Origin of the sequence: Tardiphaga alba, assembly GCF_018279705.1 — a bacterium.
Taxonomy (GTDB): Bacteria; Pseudomonadota; Alphaproteobacteria; order Rhizobiales; family Xanthobacteraceae; genus Tardiphaga; species Tardiphaga alba.
Window position 1 is genome coordinate 247,818 of sequence record NZ_CP036498.1, and the last position, 17,827, is coordinate 265,644.

General features: G+C 62.4%; 18 protein-coding genes. 7 read left to right on the top strand and 11 right to left on the bottom strand.

What is annotated here, in order from left to right; translation table 11 throughout:
- Positions 1 to 4: 4 nt before the first annotated feature.
- The 6 genes from RPMA_RS27915 to rpmI form a co-directional block, all read right to left on the bottom strand.
- Entirely contained in the window at positions 5 to 220 is a 216-nt protein-coding gene (locus RPMA_RS27915) for a hypothetical protein (RefSeq protein WP_249225503.1), read from the bottom strand.
- Complete coding sequence (locus RPMA_RS01195; RefSeq protein ID WP_249225508.1) at positions 214 to 771, bottom strand: sulfite exporter TauE/SafE family protein; 558 nt, start codon at positions 769 to 771, stop codon at positions 214 to 216. The genes RPMA_RS27915 and RPMA_RS01195 overlap by 7 nt, the downstream gene beginning before the upstream one ends.
- Positions 768 to 3,173, bottom strand: a complete 2,406-nt coding sequence (gene pheT, locus RPMA_RS01200) for a phenylalanine--tRNA ligase subunit beta (RefSeq protein ID WP_211911123.1) — start codon at positions 3,171 to 3,173, stop codon at positions 768 to 770. The genes RPMA_RS01195 and pheT overlap by 4 nt, the downstream gene beginning before the upstream one ends.
- Positions 3,170 to 4,252 (bottom strand): phenylalanine--tRNA ligase subunit alpha, encoded by a 1,083-nt coding sequence (gene pheS, locus RPMA_RS01205; protein WP_211911124.1) that lies wholly within the window; start codon positions 4,250 to 4,252, stop codon positions 3,170 to 3,172. The genes pheT and pheS overlap by 4 nt, the downstream gene beginning before the upstream one ends.
- A gap of 180 nt (positions 4,253 to 4,432) precedes the next feature.
- Positions 4,433 to 4,792 (bottom strand): 50S ribosomal protein L20, encoded by a 360-nt coding sequence (gene rplT, locus RPMA_RS01210; protein WP_211911125.1) that lies wholly within the window; start codon positions 4,790 to 4,792, stop codon positions 4,433 to 4,435.
- 70 nt (positions 4,793 to 4,862) lie between these two features.
- Positions 4,863 to 5,063 carry a 50S ribosomal protein L35 gene (gene rpmI / locus RPMA_RS01215; RefSeq protein WP_002717744.1) on the bottom strand — a complete coding sequence of 67 codons (201 nt, stop codon included), beginning with the start codon at positions 5,061 to 5,063 and terminating at the stop codon, positions 4,863 to 4,865.
- 309 nt (positions 5,064 to 5,372) lie between these two features.
- Between rpmI and RPMA_RS01220 the strand changes: the two genes are divergently transcribed.
- The gene (locus tag RPMA_RS01220) at positions 5,373 to 5,519 is read left to right on the top strand and encodes a hypothetical protein (protein ID WP_211911126.1); all 147 of its coding nucleotides are present in this window, start codon (positions 5,373 to 5,375) and stop codon (positions 5,517 to 5,519) included.
- A gap of 152 nt (positions 5,520 to 5,671) precedes the next feature.
- Here the strand turns inward: RPMA_RS01220 and infC are convergent, their stop codons facing one another.
- The gene (infC, locus tag RPMA_RS01225) at positions 5,672 to 6,211 is read right to left on the bottom strand and encodes a translation initiation factor IF-3 (protein WP_211913375.1); all 540 of its coding nucleotides are present in this window, start codon (positions 6,209 to 6,211) and stop codon (positions 5,672 to 5,674) included.
- Positions 6,212 to 6,505: 294 nt separating this feature from the next.
- Between infC and RPMA_RS01230 the strand changes: the two genes are divergently transcribed.
- Positions 6,506 to 7,288, top strand: coding sequence for an alpha/beta hydrolase (locus RPMA_RS01230; protein ID WP_211911127.1), 783 nt, complete (start codon positions 6,506 to 6,508; stop codon positions 7,286 to 7,288).
- A gap of 168 nt (positions 7,289 to 7,456) precedes the next feature.
- A complete protein-coding gene (locus RPMA_RS01235) occupies positions 7,457 to 7,921 on the top strand; it encodes a nuclear transport factor 2 family protein (RefSeq protein WP_211911128.1) in 465 nt (154 codons plus the stop codon).
- Between the two features lie 80 nt (positions 7,922 to 8,001).
- Here RPMA_RS01235 and queG read toward each other — a convergent pair whose 3' ends face one another.
- Both queG and RPMA_RS01245 read right to left on the bottom strand, forming a co-directional pair.
- The gene (gene queG, locus RPMA_RS01240; RefSeq protein ID WP_211911129.1) at positions 8,002 to 9,189 is read right to left on the bottom strand and encodes a tRNA epoxyqueuosine(34) reductase QueG; all 1,188 of its coding nucleotides are present in this window, start codon (positions 9,187 to 9,189) and stop codon (positions 8,002 to 8,004) included.
- Positions 9,138 to 9,830, bottom strand: a complete 693-nt coding sequence (locus tag RPMA_RS01245; RefSeq protein WP_211911130.1) for a glutathione S-transferase family protein — start codon at positions 9,828 to 9,830, stop codon at positions 9,138 to 9,140. The genes queG and RPMA_RS01245 overlap by 52 nt, the downstream gene beginning before the upstream one ends.
- A gap of 212 nt (positions 9,831 to 10,042) precedes the next feature.
- Between RPMA_RS01245 and RPMA_RS01250 the strand changes: the two genes are divergently transcribed.
- Together RPMA_RS01250 and RPMA_RS01255 are read left to right on the top strand one after the other, a co-directional pair.
- Positions 10,043 to 10,852: an undecaprenyl-diphosphate phosphatase gene (locus RPMA_RS01250; RefSeq protein ID WP_211911131.1), complete on the top strand. Its 810-nt coding sequence runs from the start codon at positions 10,043 to 10,045 to the stop codon at positions 10,850 to 10,852.
- Between the two features lie 68 nt (positions 10,853 to 10,920).
- Entirely contained in the window at positions 10,921 to 12,441 is a 1,521-nt protein-coding gene (locus RPMA_RS01255) for a hypothetical protein (protein ID WP_211911132.1), read from the top strand.
- On the opposite strand, the gene pncA is transcribed toward RPMA_RS01255, so the two are convergent.
- Together pncA and RPMA_RS01265 are read right to left on the bottom strand one after the other, a co-directional pair.
- On the bottom strand, positions 12,430 to 13,146 hold the full coding sequence (gene pncA, locus RPMA_RS01260; RefSeq protein ID WP_211911133.1) for a bifunctional nicotinamidase/pyrazinamidase: 717 nt from the start codon (positions 13,144 to 13,146) through the stop codon (positions 12,430 to 12,432). The genes RPMA_RS01255 and pncA overlap by 12 nt on opposite strands.
- A gap of 68 nt (positions 13,147 to 13,214) precedes the next feature.
- Positions 13,215 to 14,153 carry a hypothetical protein gene (locus RPMA_RS01265; RefSeq protein WP_211911134.1) on the bottom strand — a complete coding sequence of 313 codons (939 nt, stop codon included), beginning with the start codon at positions 14,151 to 14,153 and terminating at the stop codon, positions 13,215 to 13,217.
- A 398-nt stretch (positions 14,154 to 14,551) separates the two neighbouring features.
- On the opposite strand from RPMA_RS01265, the gene dnaK reads away from it, so the two are divergent.
- Positions 14,552 to 16,450, top strand: a complete 1,899-nt coding sequence (dnaK, locus tag RPMA_RS01270) for a molecular chaperone DnaK (RefSeq protein WP_211911135.1) — start codon at positions 14,552 to 14,554, stop codon at positions 16,448 to 16,450.
- Between the two features lie 168 nt (positions 16,451 to 16,618).
- Positions 16,619 to 17,761 (top strand): molecular chaperone DnaJ, encoded by a 1,143-nt coding sequence (dnaJ, locus tag RPMA_RS01275; protein WP_211911136.1) that lies wholly within the window; start codon positions 16,619 to 16,621, stop codon positions 17,759 to 17,761.
- Positions 17,762 to 17,827: the final 66 nt, after the last annotated feature.

Genomic DNA, 17,827 nt, shown 5'->3' on the forward strand with positions numbered 1-17,827 from the left:
GAGGTCAGCGAATCATCCCGTCGAACAGCGGCAGGCTGACCAGCGCGGATATTGCGATCAGCGTATAGCAGATCTTGCGAAACAGCTCATCGCTGGCCTTGCCGAACAGCTTCGATCCGAGCCAAAGGCCGAGGCCGAAAAGTGGACCGGTAATCACGGCAAGTCCGAGGATCGCCGAACTCCACAGCCCGCCGATCGTGTAGCTGATGATGATCAGCACGTCGGCAATCGCGAAATAGAGAATGATGTTGGCGCGGACGACCGCGGCGACGGCGGCATCGCGCAGCCAGTACAGCACCACGGGCGGCCCCCGAGCTGCGCCAGTCCACCGAAGAAGCCGGCGAGACCGCCGACGCCGATCGTGACGGGGATGGTGGGCCTGCCGGGATAGCGCCAGCCCGAGATGAGCAGGCCGAGCAAGGCGACGATCAGTACGACAATGCCCCAGCGCACCACCAGCGGATCGGCCCATGCAAGCGCCATGGTGCCGAGCGGCACGCCGATGAGTGCACCGAGCGAGATGATGCCGACATCGCGTTTGTCGGCTTTTCGCGCAGCGTCTGGGATAAGCGTGAGGGTGGTCGAGAAATCGACCAGCAGAAGCAGCGGCGATGCGATTTTCGCGCCGACCACGCTGGAGGCCAGCGGGATGAAGATCAGCGCCGAGCCGAACCCGGAAAATCCGCGGGCCAGCCCGGCGATGAATGCCGTAACGGCGATGACGGTGAGCGACGCTGTCGAGTACTGTGCGAGGCCCAGTCCGTCGATCATGCGCGCAACACGCCGCCGGTCTTCTTGGTCACCTCAGCCACGATCTTGGTGGCGACCGCATCGATCTCCTGATCGGTCAGCGTCTTTTCGCGCGGCTGGATGGTCACGGCGATGGCCACCGACTTCTTGTCGTCGTCGATGCCCTTGCCTTCATAGACGTCGAACACGGTGACGGATGTCACCAGCTTCTTGTCCACGCCGGCCGCGGCCTTGACGATATCGCCGGACTTCACCTTGCGATCGACGATGAAGGCGAAGTCGCGCGAGACCGGCTGGAACGCGGAGAGCTCAAGCAGCGGCTTGGCGCGGGTCGCCTTCTGCTTCGCATCCGGAATGCGATCGAGGATCACTTCGAACGCCATCAGCGGGCCATCGGCACCGAGTGCTTCCAGCGTGCGCGGATGCAACTCGCCGAAATAGCCCAAAATGTTCTGCGGCCCGATCTGGATCGTGCCGGATCGGCCGGGATGCAGCCAGTCGGCGCCGCCCGGAACGATCTGCAGCGCCTGCATCGGCGCGCCCGCGGCAGCGAGAACGGCGAAGGCATCGGCCTTGGCGTCGAGCGCGTTCGCAGCGCTGGCGCCGGTCCAGTGACGCCCGGTGCCGTGCGAGGATGCGAGACCACGGCGGACGCCGCTCGCTGCCATGAACTGATCCTGCGGGCGATCGCCTTTGAAGATCTGGCCGACTTCGAACAGCGCGAGATCGGACGAGCCGCGATGCGCATTGGCCTGGGACACGGCGATCAGGCCGGGCAGCAGGCTCGGCCGCATGTCGGAGAGATCGGCCGCGATGGGATTGGCCAGCGCGAGCTCCGGCTTGCCGCCGCCGAACACTTCGGCATGTGGCTTCGAGATGAACGACCAGGTCACAGCCTCAACCAGACCATGGGCTGCGAGCCCGCGTTTGGCGCGGCGGGTGCGCTGCTGGATCTGGGTCAGCACCGGCTTGCGCTGAGCGTCACCGCGCGGGAACGGCGTCAGCGGCACCTTATCGACGCCGACAATGCGCATGATTTCTTCGACGATGTCGGCTTTGCCCGTGACATCCATACGCCATGACGGCACCGCGACCTTCACCACGGGGCCGTTGCCGGCGACGGAGAAGCCGAGCCGATTGAGGATCATCCGCATTTCCGGAAACGGCACGTCGATAGCGGCGAGGCGCTTCACTTCCGCAATCGGGAAATCGATGAGACGATCGTCGCCGTAGCTCTTGCCGACGACGATGCTTTCCGACGGCGTGCCGCCGCACAGCTCCATGACGAGCTTGGTTGCGAGTTCGAGGCCGGGCACCATGAAGACGGGATCGACGCCGCGCTCGAAGCGATAGCGCGCATCCGAATTGATGCCGAGCTTGCGGCCGGTCTGCGCGATGTTGATCTCGTTCCACAGCGCGGATTCGATCAGCACGTCGGTGGTGTCGTCGGAGCAGCCGGATGCTTCGCCACCCATGATGCCGGCCAGCGATTCGACGCCGTGCTCATCGGCGATGACGCAGATCTTGTCGTCGAGCTTGTAGGTCTTGCCGTCGAGCGCGAGCAGCGTCTCGCCATCCCTGGCGCGGCGGACGACGAGGTCGCCCTTCACCTTGGCGGCGTCGAACACGTGTAGCGGGCGTGCGCGGTCAAAGGTCAGGTAGTTGGTGATGTCCACCAGCGCATTGATCGGGCGCAGGCCGATGGAGGTCAGCTTCTTCTGCAGCCATTCCGGCGACGGGCCGTTCTTGACACCGCGCACGAGGCGGAGCGCAAAGCCCGGGCAGAGCTTGCTGTCTTCGACCGTCACCTTCACCGGGCAAGGGAATTCGCCCTTGATCGGCTTGATGCCGGGATTCTTGAAGGTGCCCATATCGGCAGCCGCGAGATCGCGCGCGATGCCGGTGACGCCGGTGCAATCCTGGCGGTTTGGCGTCAGGTTGATCTCGATGACGGGATCGCCGAGCTTGGCCCAGTCCGGATACACCGCGCCAACCGGCGCGTCAGTTGGCAGCTCGATGATGCCGTCGATCGCATCGGGCAGGCCGAGTTCATCGGCCGAGCACAGCATGCCCTGGCTCTCGACGCCGCGGATATTGCCGAGGCCGATGGTGAAATCCTTGCCCGGAATGTAGGTGCCGGGGCGGGCGAGCACGGTCTTCAGACCCGCGCGCGCATTCGGCGCGCCGCAGACGATCTGCAGCGGCTTGTCCTCACCGGCATTGACGGTGCAGACGCGCAGGCGGTCGGCATTCGGATGCTGCACGGCTTCGACGATCTCGGCGATCGTGAACGGCGCCAGCAGCTTTGCCTTGTCCTCGATATGCTCGACCTCAAGCCCGATCATGGTGAGCTTTTCGCTCAGCTGATCCAGCGTCGCGTCGGTGTCGAGATGATCCTTCAGCCAGGAGAGGGAGAATTTCACGTGCTCAGTCCTCCGGCCAGAGTCGGCATTTCAAGCGGCTTGAAGCCATAGTGATTCAGCCAGCGCACGTCGCCTTCGAACAGCTGGCGCAGGTCGGCCATGCCGTATTTCAGCATCGCGATGCGGTCGATGCCCATGCCCCAGGCAAAGCCTTGATACACATCGGGATCGATGTCGCAGGCGCGCAGCACATTCGGATGCACCATGCCGCAGCCGAGAATTTCCAGCCAATCCTCGCCTTCACCGAAACGGATCTCGTTCTTGTCGCGGCGGCACTGGATATCGACTTCCAGCGACGGCTCGGTGAACGGGAAGAAGGACGGACGGAAGCGCATATTGACGTGATCGACCTCAAAGAACGCCTTGCAGAATTCCTGCAGGATCCATTTGAGGTGGCCGAGATGCGAGGTCTTGTCGATGACGAGGCCTTCGACCTGATGGAACATCGGCGTGTGCGTCTGGTCGGAGTCGCTGCGATAGGTGCGGCCCGGGCAGATCACGCGAATGGGCGGCTTCTGGCTCAGCATGGTGCGCACCTGCACCGGTGAGGTGTGGGTCCGCAGCAGCAGACGCGACCCGTCTTCCTTCGGATTGAAGTAGAAGGTGTCGTGCATCTCGCGGGCCGGATGCCCTTCCGGGAAATTCAGTTTGGTGAAGTTGTAGTCGTCGGTCTCGATGTCCGGACCTTCGGCGACGGCAAAACCCATATCGGCGAAGATCGTCGTCAGCTCGTCCCAGGTCTGGCTCAGCGGATGCACGCGGCCAAGTTCGGCCGGGTTTTCACGCAGCGGCAGGGTGACATCGATGGTCTCGGAAGCGAGGCGCGCATCCAGCGCGGCCGACTTCAGCACGTCGCGGCGCGCGGTCAGCGCCTGCGTCACGGCCTCTTTGGCGAGATTGATCGCAGCACCCTCGGTCTTGCGCTCGTCCGGCGTCATCTTGCCGAGTGTCGCGAGCAGCGCGGAGATCGAGCCCTTCTTGCCGAGCGCGCCGACGCGCACGGCTTCGAGTGCGGCTTCGTCGGATGCGCCGGCGATATCGGCCAGGATCTGGGTTTGGAGCGTCGTCAGGTCGGACATCAGCAACCTCGGTCAGAGAAGCGGGCGCTTCTCGCTGCCTTTGCCCCGAAGAAGTTCGGGTGCGCAGGTTCTACAGCACGGTTTTGCAGGGATTTAAGACGCCAATGGCCGGAACAGGAGCGCTTGAAAGCGCTTCTGCCCGGCCATGACAATGTCGATAGATCCGCGGGAGCGGAAAGCTTAGGCAGCCAGAGCAGCCTTGGCCTTCTCAGCGATCGCGTTGAACGCCGCCGGTTCGTTGATCGCGAGATCAGACAGAACCTTGCGGTCGACAGTGATGCCGGACTTGGCAAGACCGTTGATAAACACGCTGTAGGTCATGCCGAGCGGACGGACGGCAGCGTTGAGGCGCTGGATCCAGAGGGCGCGGAACGTACGCTTCTTGCGCTTGCGATCGCGGAACGCATATTGGCCGGCCTTGTCGACGGCGGCCTTTGCGGCGCGGATGGTGTTCTTGCGACGACCGCGGAAACCCTTGGCGGCCTTGTAGACTTTCTTGTGCTTGGCATGAGCCGTCACACCGCGTTTAACGCGAGCCATGACTGATCTCCTTCATCTGAAATAACAAAAGGGGGTGAATGCACCGCGCTCAGGGCGCAGTGGCAGGGGATCAGGCGTTTGGCAGGAAGTACTGCTTGATATTGTCGCCGTCGGTCTTGAACAGCACGCGGGTGCCGCGGAGCTGACGAATCTGCTTCTTCGTCCGCTTGATCATACCGTGGCGCTTACCGGCATGGGCCGACACAACTTTGCCGGTGCCGGTGACTTTGAAGCGCTTTTTAGCGCCCGACTTGGTCTTCAACTTGGGCATTTTGCTCTCCTCTAGCCACGCCAAAAACGCCCCGAGGGCGCTGCGTCAGCCGAAAATGCTCGTTAGAGCGTTGATTGTGCTCGATTATTTCCGGAATGAAATAGATCGTCACGGACGTCGCCACGGCAGCCCTTGATCAGCCGGTCGACGAAGGCTGGGCTTATGGCAGAGATGCGACAGCTTGGCAACGTTTAACGCGTCGCAATCTTTTGGCGGAACCATGGCGAGAAAACGCGGTTCAAGACTGGCCGACTCGGCTATGCATGCCTATCTGCTGCGAAGCATCCGATCATTGAAAGGACAACAAAAATGGTCCGCAATCGACGTACCGCCGCTCGCGCGGTCGCCATCCAGCAAGAATCCGCCGCGCAAGCCGCAGCCGGCTGGCTGTTCGTGGCTGCCGGCCTCGCCGCCGTGACGGCGCTCGCCGGGGCGCTGTCCTTCGTTCTGGGCTGAGTCCCGTAGCCCGGATGGAGCGCAGCGCAATCCGGGAACAAGACATTCCGCAATTCGCCGGTCCCCGGATTACGCTTCGCTTCATCCGGGCTACAACAAAGAAAAGGCCCGCCAAAATGACGGGCCGAAATCTCAAATAGATCTGATCGCGTTTAGCGCGGAGCCAGAACCATCACCACCTGGCGGCCTTCGAACTTTGCGTCCTGCTCCACCTTGGCGAATTCGGCGACATCCGCCTTCACCTTGTCGAGCAGCTTGGTGCCGATCTCCTGGTGGGCCATTTCGCGGCCACGATAGCGCAAGGTGATCTTGACCTTGTCGCCTTCCTCGAAGAACCGCTGCATCGCCTTCATCTTCACGCCGTAGTCGTGGTCGTCGATCATCGGGCGGAGCTTGATCTCCTTGATTTCGACGATCTTCTGCTTCTTGCGAGCTTCGGCAGCCTTCTTCTGCGCCGAATACTTGAACTTGCCGTAGTCCATGATCTTGCAGACCGGCGGGCTCACATTCGGCGAAATCTCGACCAAATCCATGCCGGCTTCGGCTGCCATCTTGATCGCAACCATCGTCTCGACGGTACCGTGGTTGGTACCCTCCTGATCGATCAGCTGGATCTGGGCATTACGGATTTCATCGTTGGTGCGCGGCCCATCTTTGGCTGCAGTGGGCGGGGCTCTGTTCGGACGGCGAATGGGATATTCTCCAAGGTTGTGATGGAAGGCGGCATTTTGTCGGAATACGGCGTTTTGAGCAAGCAAACTCACGCAACGCGGCGCCAGATCGCTTAAATACGCGGCATTTACGCCACGCCGGACCCGACAATCGTCCGCCAACCGGACGCAGCCCACATAGAGCGCCGCGGCCTGTTCCGCAAGCACCAGTTCCGTTCGGAAACGCCGCACCGGCATCGACGTTCCCTGAAAAGTTGACGCCCCGCATCTGCTCCCGCAAACACGGCCGCAGTTCCAGCAGGATGGAGATCGTCCATGAGCACGGCGATGGCGCCTGATCCCAGTTTCATCACCGTCGGCAGCGGCGAAGCCAGCCGGCAGATCGCCATGCGCGTACGCGAAGGCGCCGCGCCCGGCGTTTTCTGGATGAGCGGTTTCAAATCCGACATGCAGGGCGGAAAAGCCGTCGCGCTGGACGAATGGGCCGCGCAGCACGGCCGTGCCTGCGTGCGGTTCGATTATTCAGGCCACGGCGAATCCGGCGGCGATTTCGCTGACGGCACCATCGGCGACTGGCTCGAGGATGGCCTCGCCGCCTTCGACGCCGCCTGTCAGGGTCCGCAGATCGTGGTCGGCTCGTCCATGGGCGGCTGGATGGCCCTGCTATTGGCGCGGGCCATCGCCGGGCGCGGCAAGGCCGGCCGTGCCTCGCTGCGCGCTTTGGTGCTGATCGCGCCGGCGCCGGATTTTACCGAAGAGCTGATGTGGAAGCAGTTTTCGCCGGATATCCGGGCGGAGATCGAGACCACCGGGCAGTGGCTGCGGCCGTCGGAATACGGCGATCCCTATCCGATCACCCGGCGACTGATCGAGGAAGGCCGCAACCATCTCCTGCTCGGCGGCTCTATCGATGTCGGTTGCCCCGTGCGGATTCTGCAGGGCCGGCAGGATCCTGATGTGCCGTGGCAGCACGCATTCCGGCTGGCCGAACGGCTGCCAGCCGAGGATGTTGTGCTGACCATGATCCAGGACGGCGATCATCGCCTGTCACGCCCGCAGGATATCGGGCGGCTGCTGGCGACGGTGGCGGAGTTCTGAGGCGGTCGTAGAGGCCGTAGCCCGGGTGGAGCCAACGGGTCGCGCGAAGCGCGCCCGATGATAAACTCCGCGTAACCCGGGGACCGGCGTTTCTGGCTCTGCTGTCCCCGGATTGCGCTGCGCTCCATCCGGGCTACAAGACCCCAACAAAAACTAGGGAGACACGCCATGGATGCGACCGCGATGCTGCGGACGTTCTGCACATCCGTCGAAACACGCGACGGCAAGGCTTTCGCCAATCTTTTTACCGAAGACGGCGTCTATCACGACGTGTTCTACGGCGCCTTCGCAGGTCGCGCGAAAATTGCGGACATGATCGACCATCATTTCTACGAGACCGCCGAAGATTTCCGCTGGGACATGCATGATCCCGTCAGCAACGGCAGCACGCTCTATGCGCGCTACACGTTCAGCTATCGCTCCAAATTGCCGGAAGCGAATGGCAAGCGGGCAATGTTCGAGGGCGTCGCCATCATGACGCTGCGGGACGGGCTCATCGTGAGCTATCAGGAAGTCGCAAACACGGCGCCGGCCTTTGTCGATCTGAATTTCGCGCCGGAGCGGATCGCGAAGATTGTCGGCAAGCAGGGCGCTGCGCTTAAAGCGCGGGAAGAGATGCGGCGGCACCTGTAGGGTGGGCAAAGGCGCTCTTGCGCCGTGCCCACCATCAAGTGCCTTGCGGGAAATGGTGGGCACGCTTCGCTTTGCCCACCCTACAGGCCGTGCCACTCAGCGCGAACGGTGTCGTCGCTTTCTATATCGATCGCGGCGGCACGGAGCTCGGCGAATCTCTCTACTGACTGCAGTTGTGACAGCGCCCAAACTGCTGCTCCACGCACCAGCGGGCTCTCGTCATCCAGCAGCTGCTTCGCATCGTCGATCAGCGCCGCATCCCCCGAATTGCCGATCGCGATCAGCACATTGCGCACGAAGCGATTGCGGCCGATGCGCTTCACTGGCGATTTGGTGAATAGCGCGCGAAATGCGGGGTCATCCAGTTTCGACAGTTCGGCCAGCGTTGGCGCCCGCAATTCATCACGGGCCGCGAGTTTTGTCTCACGGCCTTCCTGCGCAAACTTGTTCCACGGGCACGCCGCCAGGCAATCGTCGCAGCCATAGATGCGGTTGCCCATTGGTTTGCGGAATTCGTGCGGGATCGGCCCTTTGTGCTCGATGGTGAGATAGGAAATGCAGCGGCGTGCATCCAGACGATAGGGCGCGATGAATGCCGAGGTCGGGCAGCTGTCGAGGCATGATCGGCAGGAGCCGCATCGATCGGTGATCGGCTCGTCGCGTGGCAGCTCCAGCGTCGTGAAGATGGCGCCGAGAAACAGCCACGAGCCGAACTCGCGCGACACCATATTGGTGTGCTTGCCCTGCCAGCCCAATCCCGCTGCTGACGCCAGCGGTTTTTCCATCACCGCTGCCGTATCGACGAACACTTTCACTTCACCGCCGGCTTCGGCAATCAGCCAGCGGGCGAGCTGCTTGAGGCGCTTCTTGATCAGGTCGTGATAATCGTCGCCGCGGGCATAGACCGAGATGGCAGCGCTTGATCGTTCGGCAAGGATCGCCATCGGATTCTCGTCCGGCCCGTAATTCATGCCGAGCATGATCACCGAGCGGACGTCCTGCCACATCACTTTCGGATCGGCGCGCCGACCGGGGTTGTCGGCCAGCCATTCCATCTCACCATGTGCGCCGGCCTCCAGGAAGGCTTCCAGATTCACGCGGGCGCCGTCGATGGCGGAAGGGTCGGTAATGCCGATGGAATCGAAGCCGAGCATCCGTGCTTCGTGCGCGAGCCGGTCCTTCAAATCGGCAGGGAGAGGCGTTGCGCCGTCAGCGCTCAGAAATCGAGATCCACATAGGTCCGCGAGGCCGGCACGCCCGCCAGCCACTCGCTCAGCAGCGGTCGGAACGACGGACGCGACTTGATCCGTGCGTACCAGGCCTTCGCTGCGTCGTCCTCGCTCCATGGCACATCGCCCAGATAGTCGATCGCCGACAGATGCGCTGCCGCGACCAGATCCGCATAGCTCAGCCGATCGCCGGCCAGGAAGTTTCTCGTCCGCGCCAGCCAGCCGATATAGGCCAGATGATAGCGCACATTGGCGTTGGCTGCGCGAATCACGTCCATCGAGGGGGCACCGCCGCCGATATCCTCGCTCATGAAGCGCTTATAGATACGTTCGGTGACGAGAGGGCCAGAGGCCTCCTCGAAGAATTTCTCGTTGAACCAGGCCATCAGGCGGCGCACTTCGATGCGCTCGGCCATGGAGGTCGGCAGCAGCCGCCGGTCCTTCACGTCGTGACCATGCACTTCGTCGATATATTCGGCGATGATGCTGGCGCCGGGAATCGGCGGCGTGTCCTCGGCGACAAGTACCGGCGTGGTTCCCGCAGGATTGAGCTTCAAGAAATCTTCACGCCGATCCCATGGACGCTCATCCACCAGCGTCAAGTCCAGGCCATATTCGCCAAGAACAAGACGCACGAAGCGCGAATGCGGACAGAAGGCGTGATGATAGAGCGTGTACATGCGGGCCTTGATCTTGAAGCGCCTTGGTTAAGGAAACGGCGTTAACAAAGCGTCTCGGGCGTGATGGTATAAATGCGTCGTGAGGCGCGCCAAACTAGCGAAGCGTGCATGAGAGGCAAGGCGCGATTGCAGGCTTTTTGCGATTGCAGCAATGCAGCGAATAGGCGAGAAGAACCCGGCTTTTTGAGGCCGCCAGTGAGGACGACAAGCCGATGATGTCTGATACGTTGAGGGCGGTAATTCTCGGTGTCGTCGAAGGCGCTACCGAATTCCTGCCAGTGTCCTCTACTGGCCATGTCCTTCTCGTCGAACGTATTCTCGGTCTCGATGAAGTCGGTTTCTGGAAAAGCTTTGCGATCCTGATACAGCTCGGCGCCATTCTCGCCATTCTCTCCATCTATTTCGGCAAGCTGTGGCGAATCGCGCTTGATATGTTCAAGGGCGATGTTGCCGCTCGCCGTTTCGTGATCGGCGTGCTCGTGGCTTTCCTGCCTGCTGCCGTGCTTGGCGCAGCCTTTGGCGGCTTCATCAAAGGCTACCTGTTCAATCCGTGGGTCGTGTGTTTCACATTGATCGTCGGCGGCGCGATTTTGCTCTGGGTCGATCAGCTCGATCTGCGGCCGGTGCATCCCGATGCGACCGAGTTTCCGTTGCTCACTTACTTCAAGATCGGCTGCTGCCAGTGCGTCGCCATGATTCCCGGCGTGTCGCGCTCCGGCGCCACGATCGTCGGCGCCATGCTGATGGGGGCCGATAAGCGCGCCGCTGCGGAATTCTCGTTCTTCCTCGCGATCCCGACCATGGTCGGCGCCTTCACCTATGATCTGTTCAAGAGCCGCAACGACATCACGTCGGACGGCGCCGTGATCATTGCCATCGGTTTTGCCGTCTCCTTCATCACGGCCATCATCGTCGTGAAAAGCCTGCTGAATTATGTGACCCGTCACGGTTTCGCGCTGTTTGCCTGGTGGCGCGTGATCGTCGGCACGCTCGGCCTGATCGCGCTGGCGCTCGGCGCCTGAGCGCCCTGACGGTAAACAACTTATTAAAGCCTGCACTCTAGGATCGCCGCCATCAGCGGACGATCGCAATGACCATCAATCTCGACACCGGCACGCCTGCCGCACCTGCGATGTCGGGCGCGCGGCACGCTGTTGTCGGCTGGCTCGCATGGGCGAGCCTGTTCGCCATCGCGATCATGCTTCGTCATGTGTTGGCCGCCAGCACCGATGTGAGCTGGTTGCTCACCGCCGGCGAGCGTGTGCTCGGTGGCGGCCGGCTCTATGTCGATGTCCTCGAAACCAATCCGCCGATGTCGGTGCTGGCCTATATGCCGGCCGTTGTTCTTTCCCGCATGTCGGGCTTCACGGCGGAAGTCGTGGTCGATGCGCTGGTGTTCATCGGCATTTTCGCATCGCTCGCCTGTTGCGCACTTCTGCTACGGCGAAACCCGGGTTTTGCGGGCGTGCGCGGCTGGCCACTGGTGCTGCTCGCCTTCGCCGCACTCGCCATCCTGCCGACGCAGGCATTCGGCCAGCGCGAACATATCGCGTTGATCGCCCTGTTGCCTTTTCTGGCAGCGCTGATCGACCGCATCACGGGTGGCATGCCGCCGCGGTGGCTGGCGATAGCGGCGGGCATTGGCGCTGCGGTGACCTTGTCGTTCAAGCCGCATTTCGCCTTGGCCGTCTATGTGCCGCTTGCAGTCACCGCCGTCGTGATGGGGCGGTCATGGCGCGTGCTGCTGCTTTCCGAGCATCTGACGGTTGCGGTTTGCGGCTTTCTCTATGTGGTTGTCACTGCGATCGTTTGGCCGCAATTCTTCACCGACATCCTGCCGCTGCTGCGCGACGTCTATGTTCCGGTCAAGCCGCCGGTGATGGCGCTGCTTGAAAAGCCGGCGGTCTCGCTGTGGGCCATCGCGCTGCTGGCGATCGTCGCTTTGCATCGAAAGCAACGGCTTTCACCGCCCTTGATCCTGCTCATGGCCACATCGGCCAGCTTCGCCGCGGCGTTCGTGCTGCAAGGGAAGGGCTGGCCTTATCAATCCTATCCGGCCATCGCACTGGCTTTGTTCGCTCTCGGCTTCGCGCTGGCTCAAGAAACGGGCGCATCGCGGATCTGGCGGCGCTGTGGCGGCCTGTTGTTGCTCGCATTGTTCGTGCGGTCGATGCTGTGGTTCGACGTCGCCTTCGATGCCCGGCCGCTGCAGGAGCGTGTCGCGCAACTCGGCCAGAAGCGTCCCGCAATTCTTGCCATCACCGCAGAGCCGGGAATCGGCCATCCGCTCACCCGCGCGGTTGGCGGCACATGGGTGTCACGCCAGCAGGGTCTCTGGATCAACACCTATCTCACGGTGATGCGCCGTACGGGCCTGTTGGATGACGTGCGTGCGGCGGCGTTCGAAGCCTATGCGGAGCGTGAGCGCCAAAGATTGATCGAGGACATCCGCCGGATGCCGCCGACGATCCTGATTGTGGACGATCTCACCGGCAGCGGAAGCGATTGGTTGAAGGCGCATCCGGATGTCGCCGGCCTGCTGACCGATTTCCAGCTGGTCGATACCGTCAATCAGGTCGGCATCTTCACGCGGCGGACGTCAGGCGGCTAGGTCGCCGGATTTGATGCGCTTCACGCCGGCCTTTTGCATGTTGCTCCAGGCTTTGGCGAGCGAGCCCTGCGTGTCGATGCCGCGGCAGGCATCCTCGATCACATAGGTCTCGAAGCCTGCCTTGCGCGCATCCAGTGCCGACCAGGCCACGCAGAAATCGGTGGCCAACCCCGCCACGAAAAGGCGCTGTAGTTTCCGTGCTTTCAGATAGCCGGCGAGACCTGTCGTGGTTTTGCCGTCGGCCTCGGTGAACGCCGAATAGCTATCGACCGCCTTGTCATAACCTTTGCGCAAGACGAGCTGCGCATGCGGAATGGCAAGATCCTTCGACAGCGCAGCGCCTTCGGTGCCCTGCACGCAGTGATCCGGCCACAGCACCTGCTTGCCATAGGTGACCTCTGTGGTCTCGAATGGTTTCTTGCCACTGTGGCTGGACGCGAAGGAGACATGGCCCGGCGTGTGCCAGTCCTGGGTCAGCACGACATGCATGAATTTCTTCGCGAGGGCGTTGATGACGGGCACGACCTTGTCGCCGTCCTTCACCGCGAGGCTGCCGCCGGGCAGGAAGCAATTCTGCACGTCCACGACGAGCAGAACCGAATTACGGTCTGCCGTGATCTTTCCGGCGGCTTCGAGTGCCTTCGGCATCATGCCGGTCGCTGCCATCGCACCAAGTCCCACAAGAAGCTGACGTCGATCGACCATCGCAACATCTCCCGCCGGAATGGCATCAGCAAATCAGGCCGGGGGATGAACGTAAAGCGTCGGTTGCGTCACCGCGGCTCGATACCGTCGCGAACGGCGCGGAATCGCGGGAAGGCTTTCGACCAGTCATCGCGCGGGGCGCTGGCGATGATGCGCATGGCGGTCTTGCCGGAGCCGAAGCGCAGCCACTGCACGACGCTGACCGGCGTGCCGTCCTTGCCGCTGATGGCGTCGATCCGGGTCTCGTAGCCCGGCATGCCGTCGATCCGCTGCGGCTCGGACAGCGTGATACGCGCCTCGCGGAGGCCGGGAATCATGCCCGCGGCCTGCTGGGCGAAGCGACCGCGATCGTCGGCCTTTTCGGGGGCCGAGCCGACGCTGCCGAGGATCATGAACGGGCTCTTTTCGATGGCATTCTCGTCGGCGGAGTCGGCCAGCATGATGGCTGCGCCCGGCGCCAGGGTGCGAATAGTCTTGAAGTTGCTGAGTTCAACGATCTTGAACGGCATCAGGCCCAGTTGCTCGGCGAGCGGCACGTCCTTGCGCACGGTGACGCTGGCGAACATCTGGCGGACGGCGTCGTCCGTATAGATTTTCTGCGCGTTTTCCGGGACCTGCACGGCGACATAGCCCGAAAACGTGCCGCCATTGACGATCATCGAGTAGCGCCGGACCGGGGTGCCGGCGGCGTCCTTGGTCGGCTCGACGGTGTAGAAGGCCTGGCCGGCGCCGGTCTCGATCGTCTCGGGCTTCAGCGCCATGCTGGCCGGGTTGGTCTTGAACGCCGTTTCGACCTCGGTGAAGGCGGAGGCCGGCAGCTCCGTCATCAGCATTTTCACGCCCTGGTCCGACGTCTGGAAGCCGGTAAAGGTCTTGGACGGCTCCAGCCCCACCGATGGGGTGATCCCGATCCGGACCCCCGCGGGATAGACGGGATCGGCCGCATGGACCGGGGTCGAGGCGGCCAGGAACACGGTCAGGGCGAACAGGGGCGCGAGGTGTCTCATCAGGCTCTTACTTGGTTGGTGGCAAGTACTTAGTTGGTGGCAAGTACTTGGTTGGCGGCAAGGCTGCTCGGCAGTGCAAGCGTTTCGGCGGCGGATCACCGAAAGGGGCATACGGTTGCCCTGTTCCAGCAACAGATCAAGGCACAAATCCGTTCCCGGGCGGTCCCGCGCCGATCCGCCGCGCAGCTCCCTCTTTCAGCGCGCATTCAGACTTAATTAATTTCCTGAATACCCTATGATTTCCGCGCTGAAGCCCCTCCCGGATGCCTTGCGGCCACCTAGCCCCTCCTATATGACGCTCAGCGTCGCAATATCGCGAGCATGTGATTGATTTGGGGGTTTGAGCGGGGCGCCCGTTGGGCCCGGCCAACCTGCCGCAGCAAGAAGGAAGTGAGAGCATGGGAAAGGTCATCGGTATCGACCTCGGAACGACGAATTCGTGCGTTGCCGTCATGGATGGCAAGACGCCGAAGGTGATCGAGAACGCAGAAGGTATGCGGACGACGCCATCGATCGTCGCTTTCACCGATGATGGCGAGCGCCTCGTCGGTCAGCCCGCCAAGCGCCAGGCCGTGACCAATCCCGAGCGTACGATTTTCGCAGTGAAGCGCCTGATCGGCCGCCGCTACGACGATCCGACCGTCGAGAAGGACAAGAAGCTCGTCCCGTACAAGATTGCCAAGGGTGGCAATGGCGACGCCTGGGTCGAAGTCGATGGCAAGACCTATTCGCCGTCGCAGATCTCCGCCTTCACTTTGCAGAAGATGAAGGAAACTGCGGAGGCCCATCTCGGCCAGTCGGTCGATCAGGCGGTCATCACCGTTCCCGCATATTTCAACGACGCCCAGCGCCAGGCCACCAAGGATGCCGGCAAGATCGCCGGCCTTGAAGTGCTGCGCATCATCAACGAACCGACCGCGGCAGCATTGGCCTATGGCCTCGATAAGTCGAAGTCCGGCACCATTGCCGTGTACGACCTCGGCGGCGGTACCTTCGACGTCTCGATCCTCGAGATCGGCGACGGCGTGTTCGAAGTGAAGTCCACCAATGGCGACACGTTCTTGGGCGGTGAAGACTTCGACATGCGTCTGGTCGGCTATCTCGCCGACGAGTTCAAGAAAGAGCAGGGCATCGACCTGCGCAACGACAAGCTGGCCCTGCAGCGCCTGAAGGAAGCCGCTGAAAAGGCCAAGATCGAGCTGTCGTCCACGACCCAGACCGAAATCAACCTGCCCTTCATCACGGCAGACGCTTCCGGTCCGAAGCATCTGACCCTGAAGCTGACCCGCGCCAAGTTTGAAGCGCTGGTCGATGATCTCGTGCAGAAGACCATCGAGCCCTGCCGCAAGGCGCTGAAGGATGCCGGCCTCACCGCCGGTGAAATCGGCGAAGTCGTTCTGGTCGGCGGCATGATCCGCATGCCGAAGATCCAGGAAGTCGTGAAGCAGTTCTTCGGCAAGGAGCCCCACAAGGGCGTCAATCCGGACGAAGTCGTGGCCATCGGCGCTGCCATTCAGGCTGGCGTGTTGCAGGGCGACGTCAAGGACGTGCTGCTGCTCGACGTCACCCCGCTGTCGCTGGGCATCGAGACGCTGGGTGGCGTGTTCACCCGCATCATCGATCGCAACACCACGATCCCGACCAAGAAGAGCCAGGTGTTCTCGACCGCCGAAGACAATCAGAACGCGGTCACCATCCGGGTTTTCCAGGGCGAGCGCGAAATGGCTGCGGACAACAAGCCGCTCGGCCAGTTCGACCTGATGGGCATTCCGCCGGCTCCGCGCGGCATGCCGCAGGTCGAGGTGACCTTCGACATCGACGCCAACGGCATCGTCAACGTGTCGGCGAAGGACAAGGCGACCAACAAGGAACAGCAGATCCGCATTCAGGCATCTGGTGGTCTGTCGGAAGCCGACATCGAGAAGATGGTCAAGGACGCCGAAGCCAATGCCGCCGACGACAAGAAGCGTCGCGAGGCAGTGGACGCCAAGAACCACGGCGATGCGCTGGTCCACTCGACCGAGAAGGCCCTCACCGAACATGGTGACAAGGTCGGCGAAGACGAGCGCCGCGCCATCGAAGACGCCATCAGCGATCTCAAGGAAGCGCTGAAGGGCGACGACGCCGAGGCGATCAAGACCAAGACCAATACGCTGGCCCAGGCTTCCATGAAGCTCGGCGAGGCGATGTACACCCAGCAGGCCGAAGCCGACGCCAAGCGCGATGCGGCCAAGGACGACATCGTGGACGCCGAGTTCACCGAAGTCGATGACGACAAGCCGAAGAAGTCGGCCTGATAGGCGAGCAAGACAATGACCCTCATCCTGAGCAGCGCAGCGCGCGTTTCGACGGGTGGGGGTTGTTTTTTGTTAGGCCAATTTTGTTAGTTGAGAAGCTGCGTCTTCACTGAAGCGTTCTTCTGCGATGCTCCTTCATAGCGGAGCGGTTTCGGGCGGATCTGACGAATGTCCACCAAGCAATGTTACTACGAGACGCTGGAAGTCGAGCGCACCGCCAATGATGCGACGCTCAAGACCTCGTTCCGCAAGCTTGCGATGAAGTGGCATCCGGACAAGAACCCGGGCGATGCCGCCGCCGAAGTGAAGTTCAAGGAAATCGCCGAGGCCTATGACGTCCTGAAGGACGGCGACAAGCGCGCCGCCTATGATCGTTTCGGCCATGCGGCGTTCGAGCAGGGCCATGGCGGCGGCGGTGGTCCGGGCTTCGGATCGGGCTTCGCCTCATCCTTCTCCGATATTTTCGAAGACCTGTTCGGCATGGCCGGCCAGCGCGGCGGTGGCCGCAGCGGCGGTCGCGAGCGTGGCGCGGACCTACGCTACAATATGGAAATCACGCTGGAGGAGGCTTTCTCCGGCAAGACGGCGCAGATCGAAATCCCGGTCGCCGTCACTTGCGAGGCCTGCTCCGGCACCGGCGCCAAGGCCGGCACCAAGCCGAAGACCTGTTCGACCTGCGCCGGCCAGGGCCGCGTCCGCCAGGCCCAGGGCTTCTTCACGCTGGAGCGCACCTGCCCGAGCTGCCATGGCCGCGGCCAGATGATCGAAGATCCGTGCCCGAGTTGCTCCGGCGCCGGTCGTGTCGAGCGCGAGCGCTCGCTCTCCGTGAACATTCCCGCTGGCGTCGAGGACGGCACCCGCATCCGTCTCGCCAATGAAGGCGAGGCTGGTACGCGTGGCGGTCCCGCTGGCGATCTCTACATCTTCCTCTCGCTCGCCTCGCACGACTTCTTCCAGCGCGATGGTGCCGATCTTCACTGCCGCGTGCCGATCTCCATGGTCACGGCAGCGCTCGGTGGCGAATTCGAAGTGCCGACCATCGAAGGCGGCCGCAACAAGGTGAAGGTGCCGTCGGGCACGCAGTCCGGCCGCCGTTTCCGCGTCGGTGGCAAGGGCATGCCTGTCCTGCGTTCGCGTCAGTCCGGCGACATGTATGTGCAGGTTGTGGTGGAGACGCCGCAGAACCTGACAAAGAAACAGCAGGAGCTTCTCAGCGAATTCGAGAAGCTTTCCTCTGGTGCAACGCAACCAGAGGCCGCGGGATTCTTCACCAAGGTCAAGGACTTCTTCGGAACACGAAGCGCGCCCTGATGTTAGAATGCTTGACCGTTTCCACGGTTGACGATACCTCTTTATGACGAAATTCTGACGTCCCGC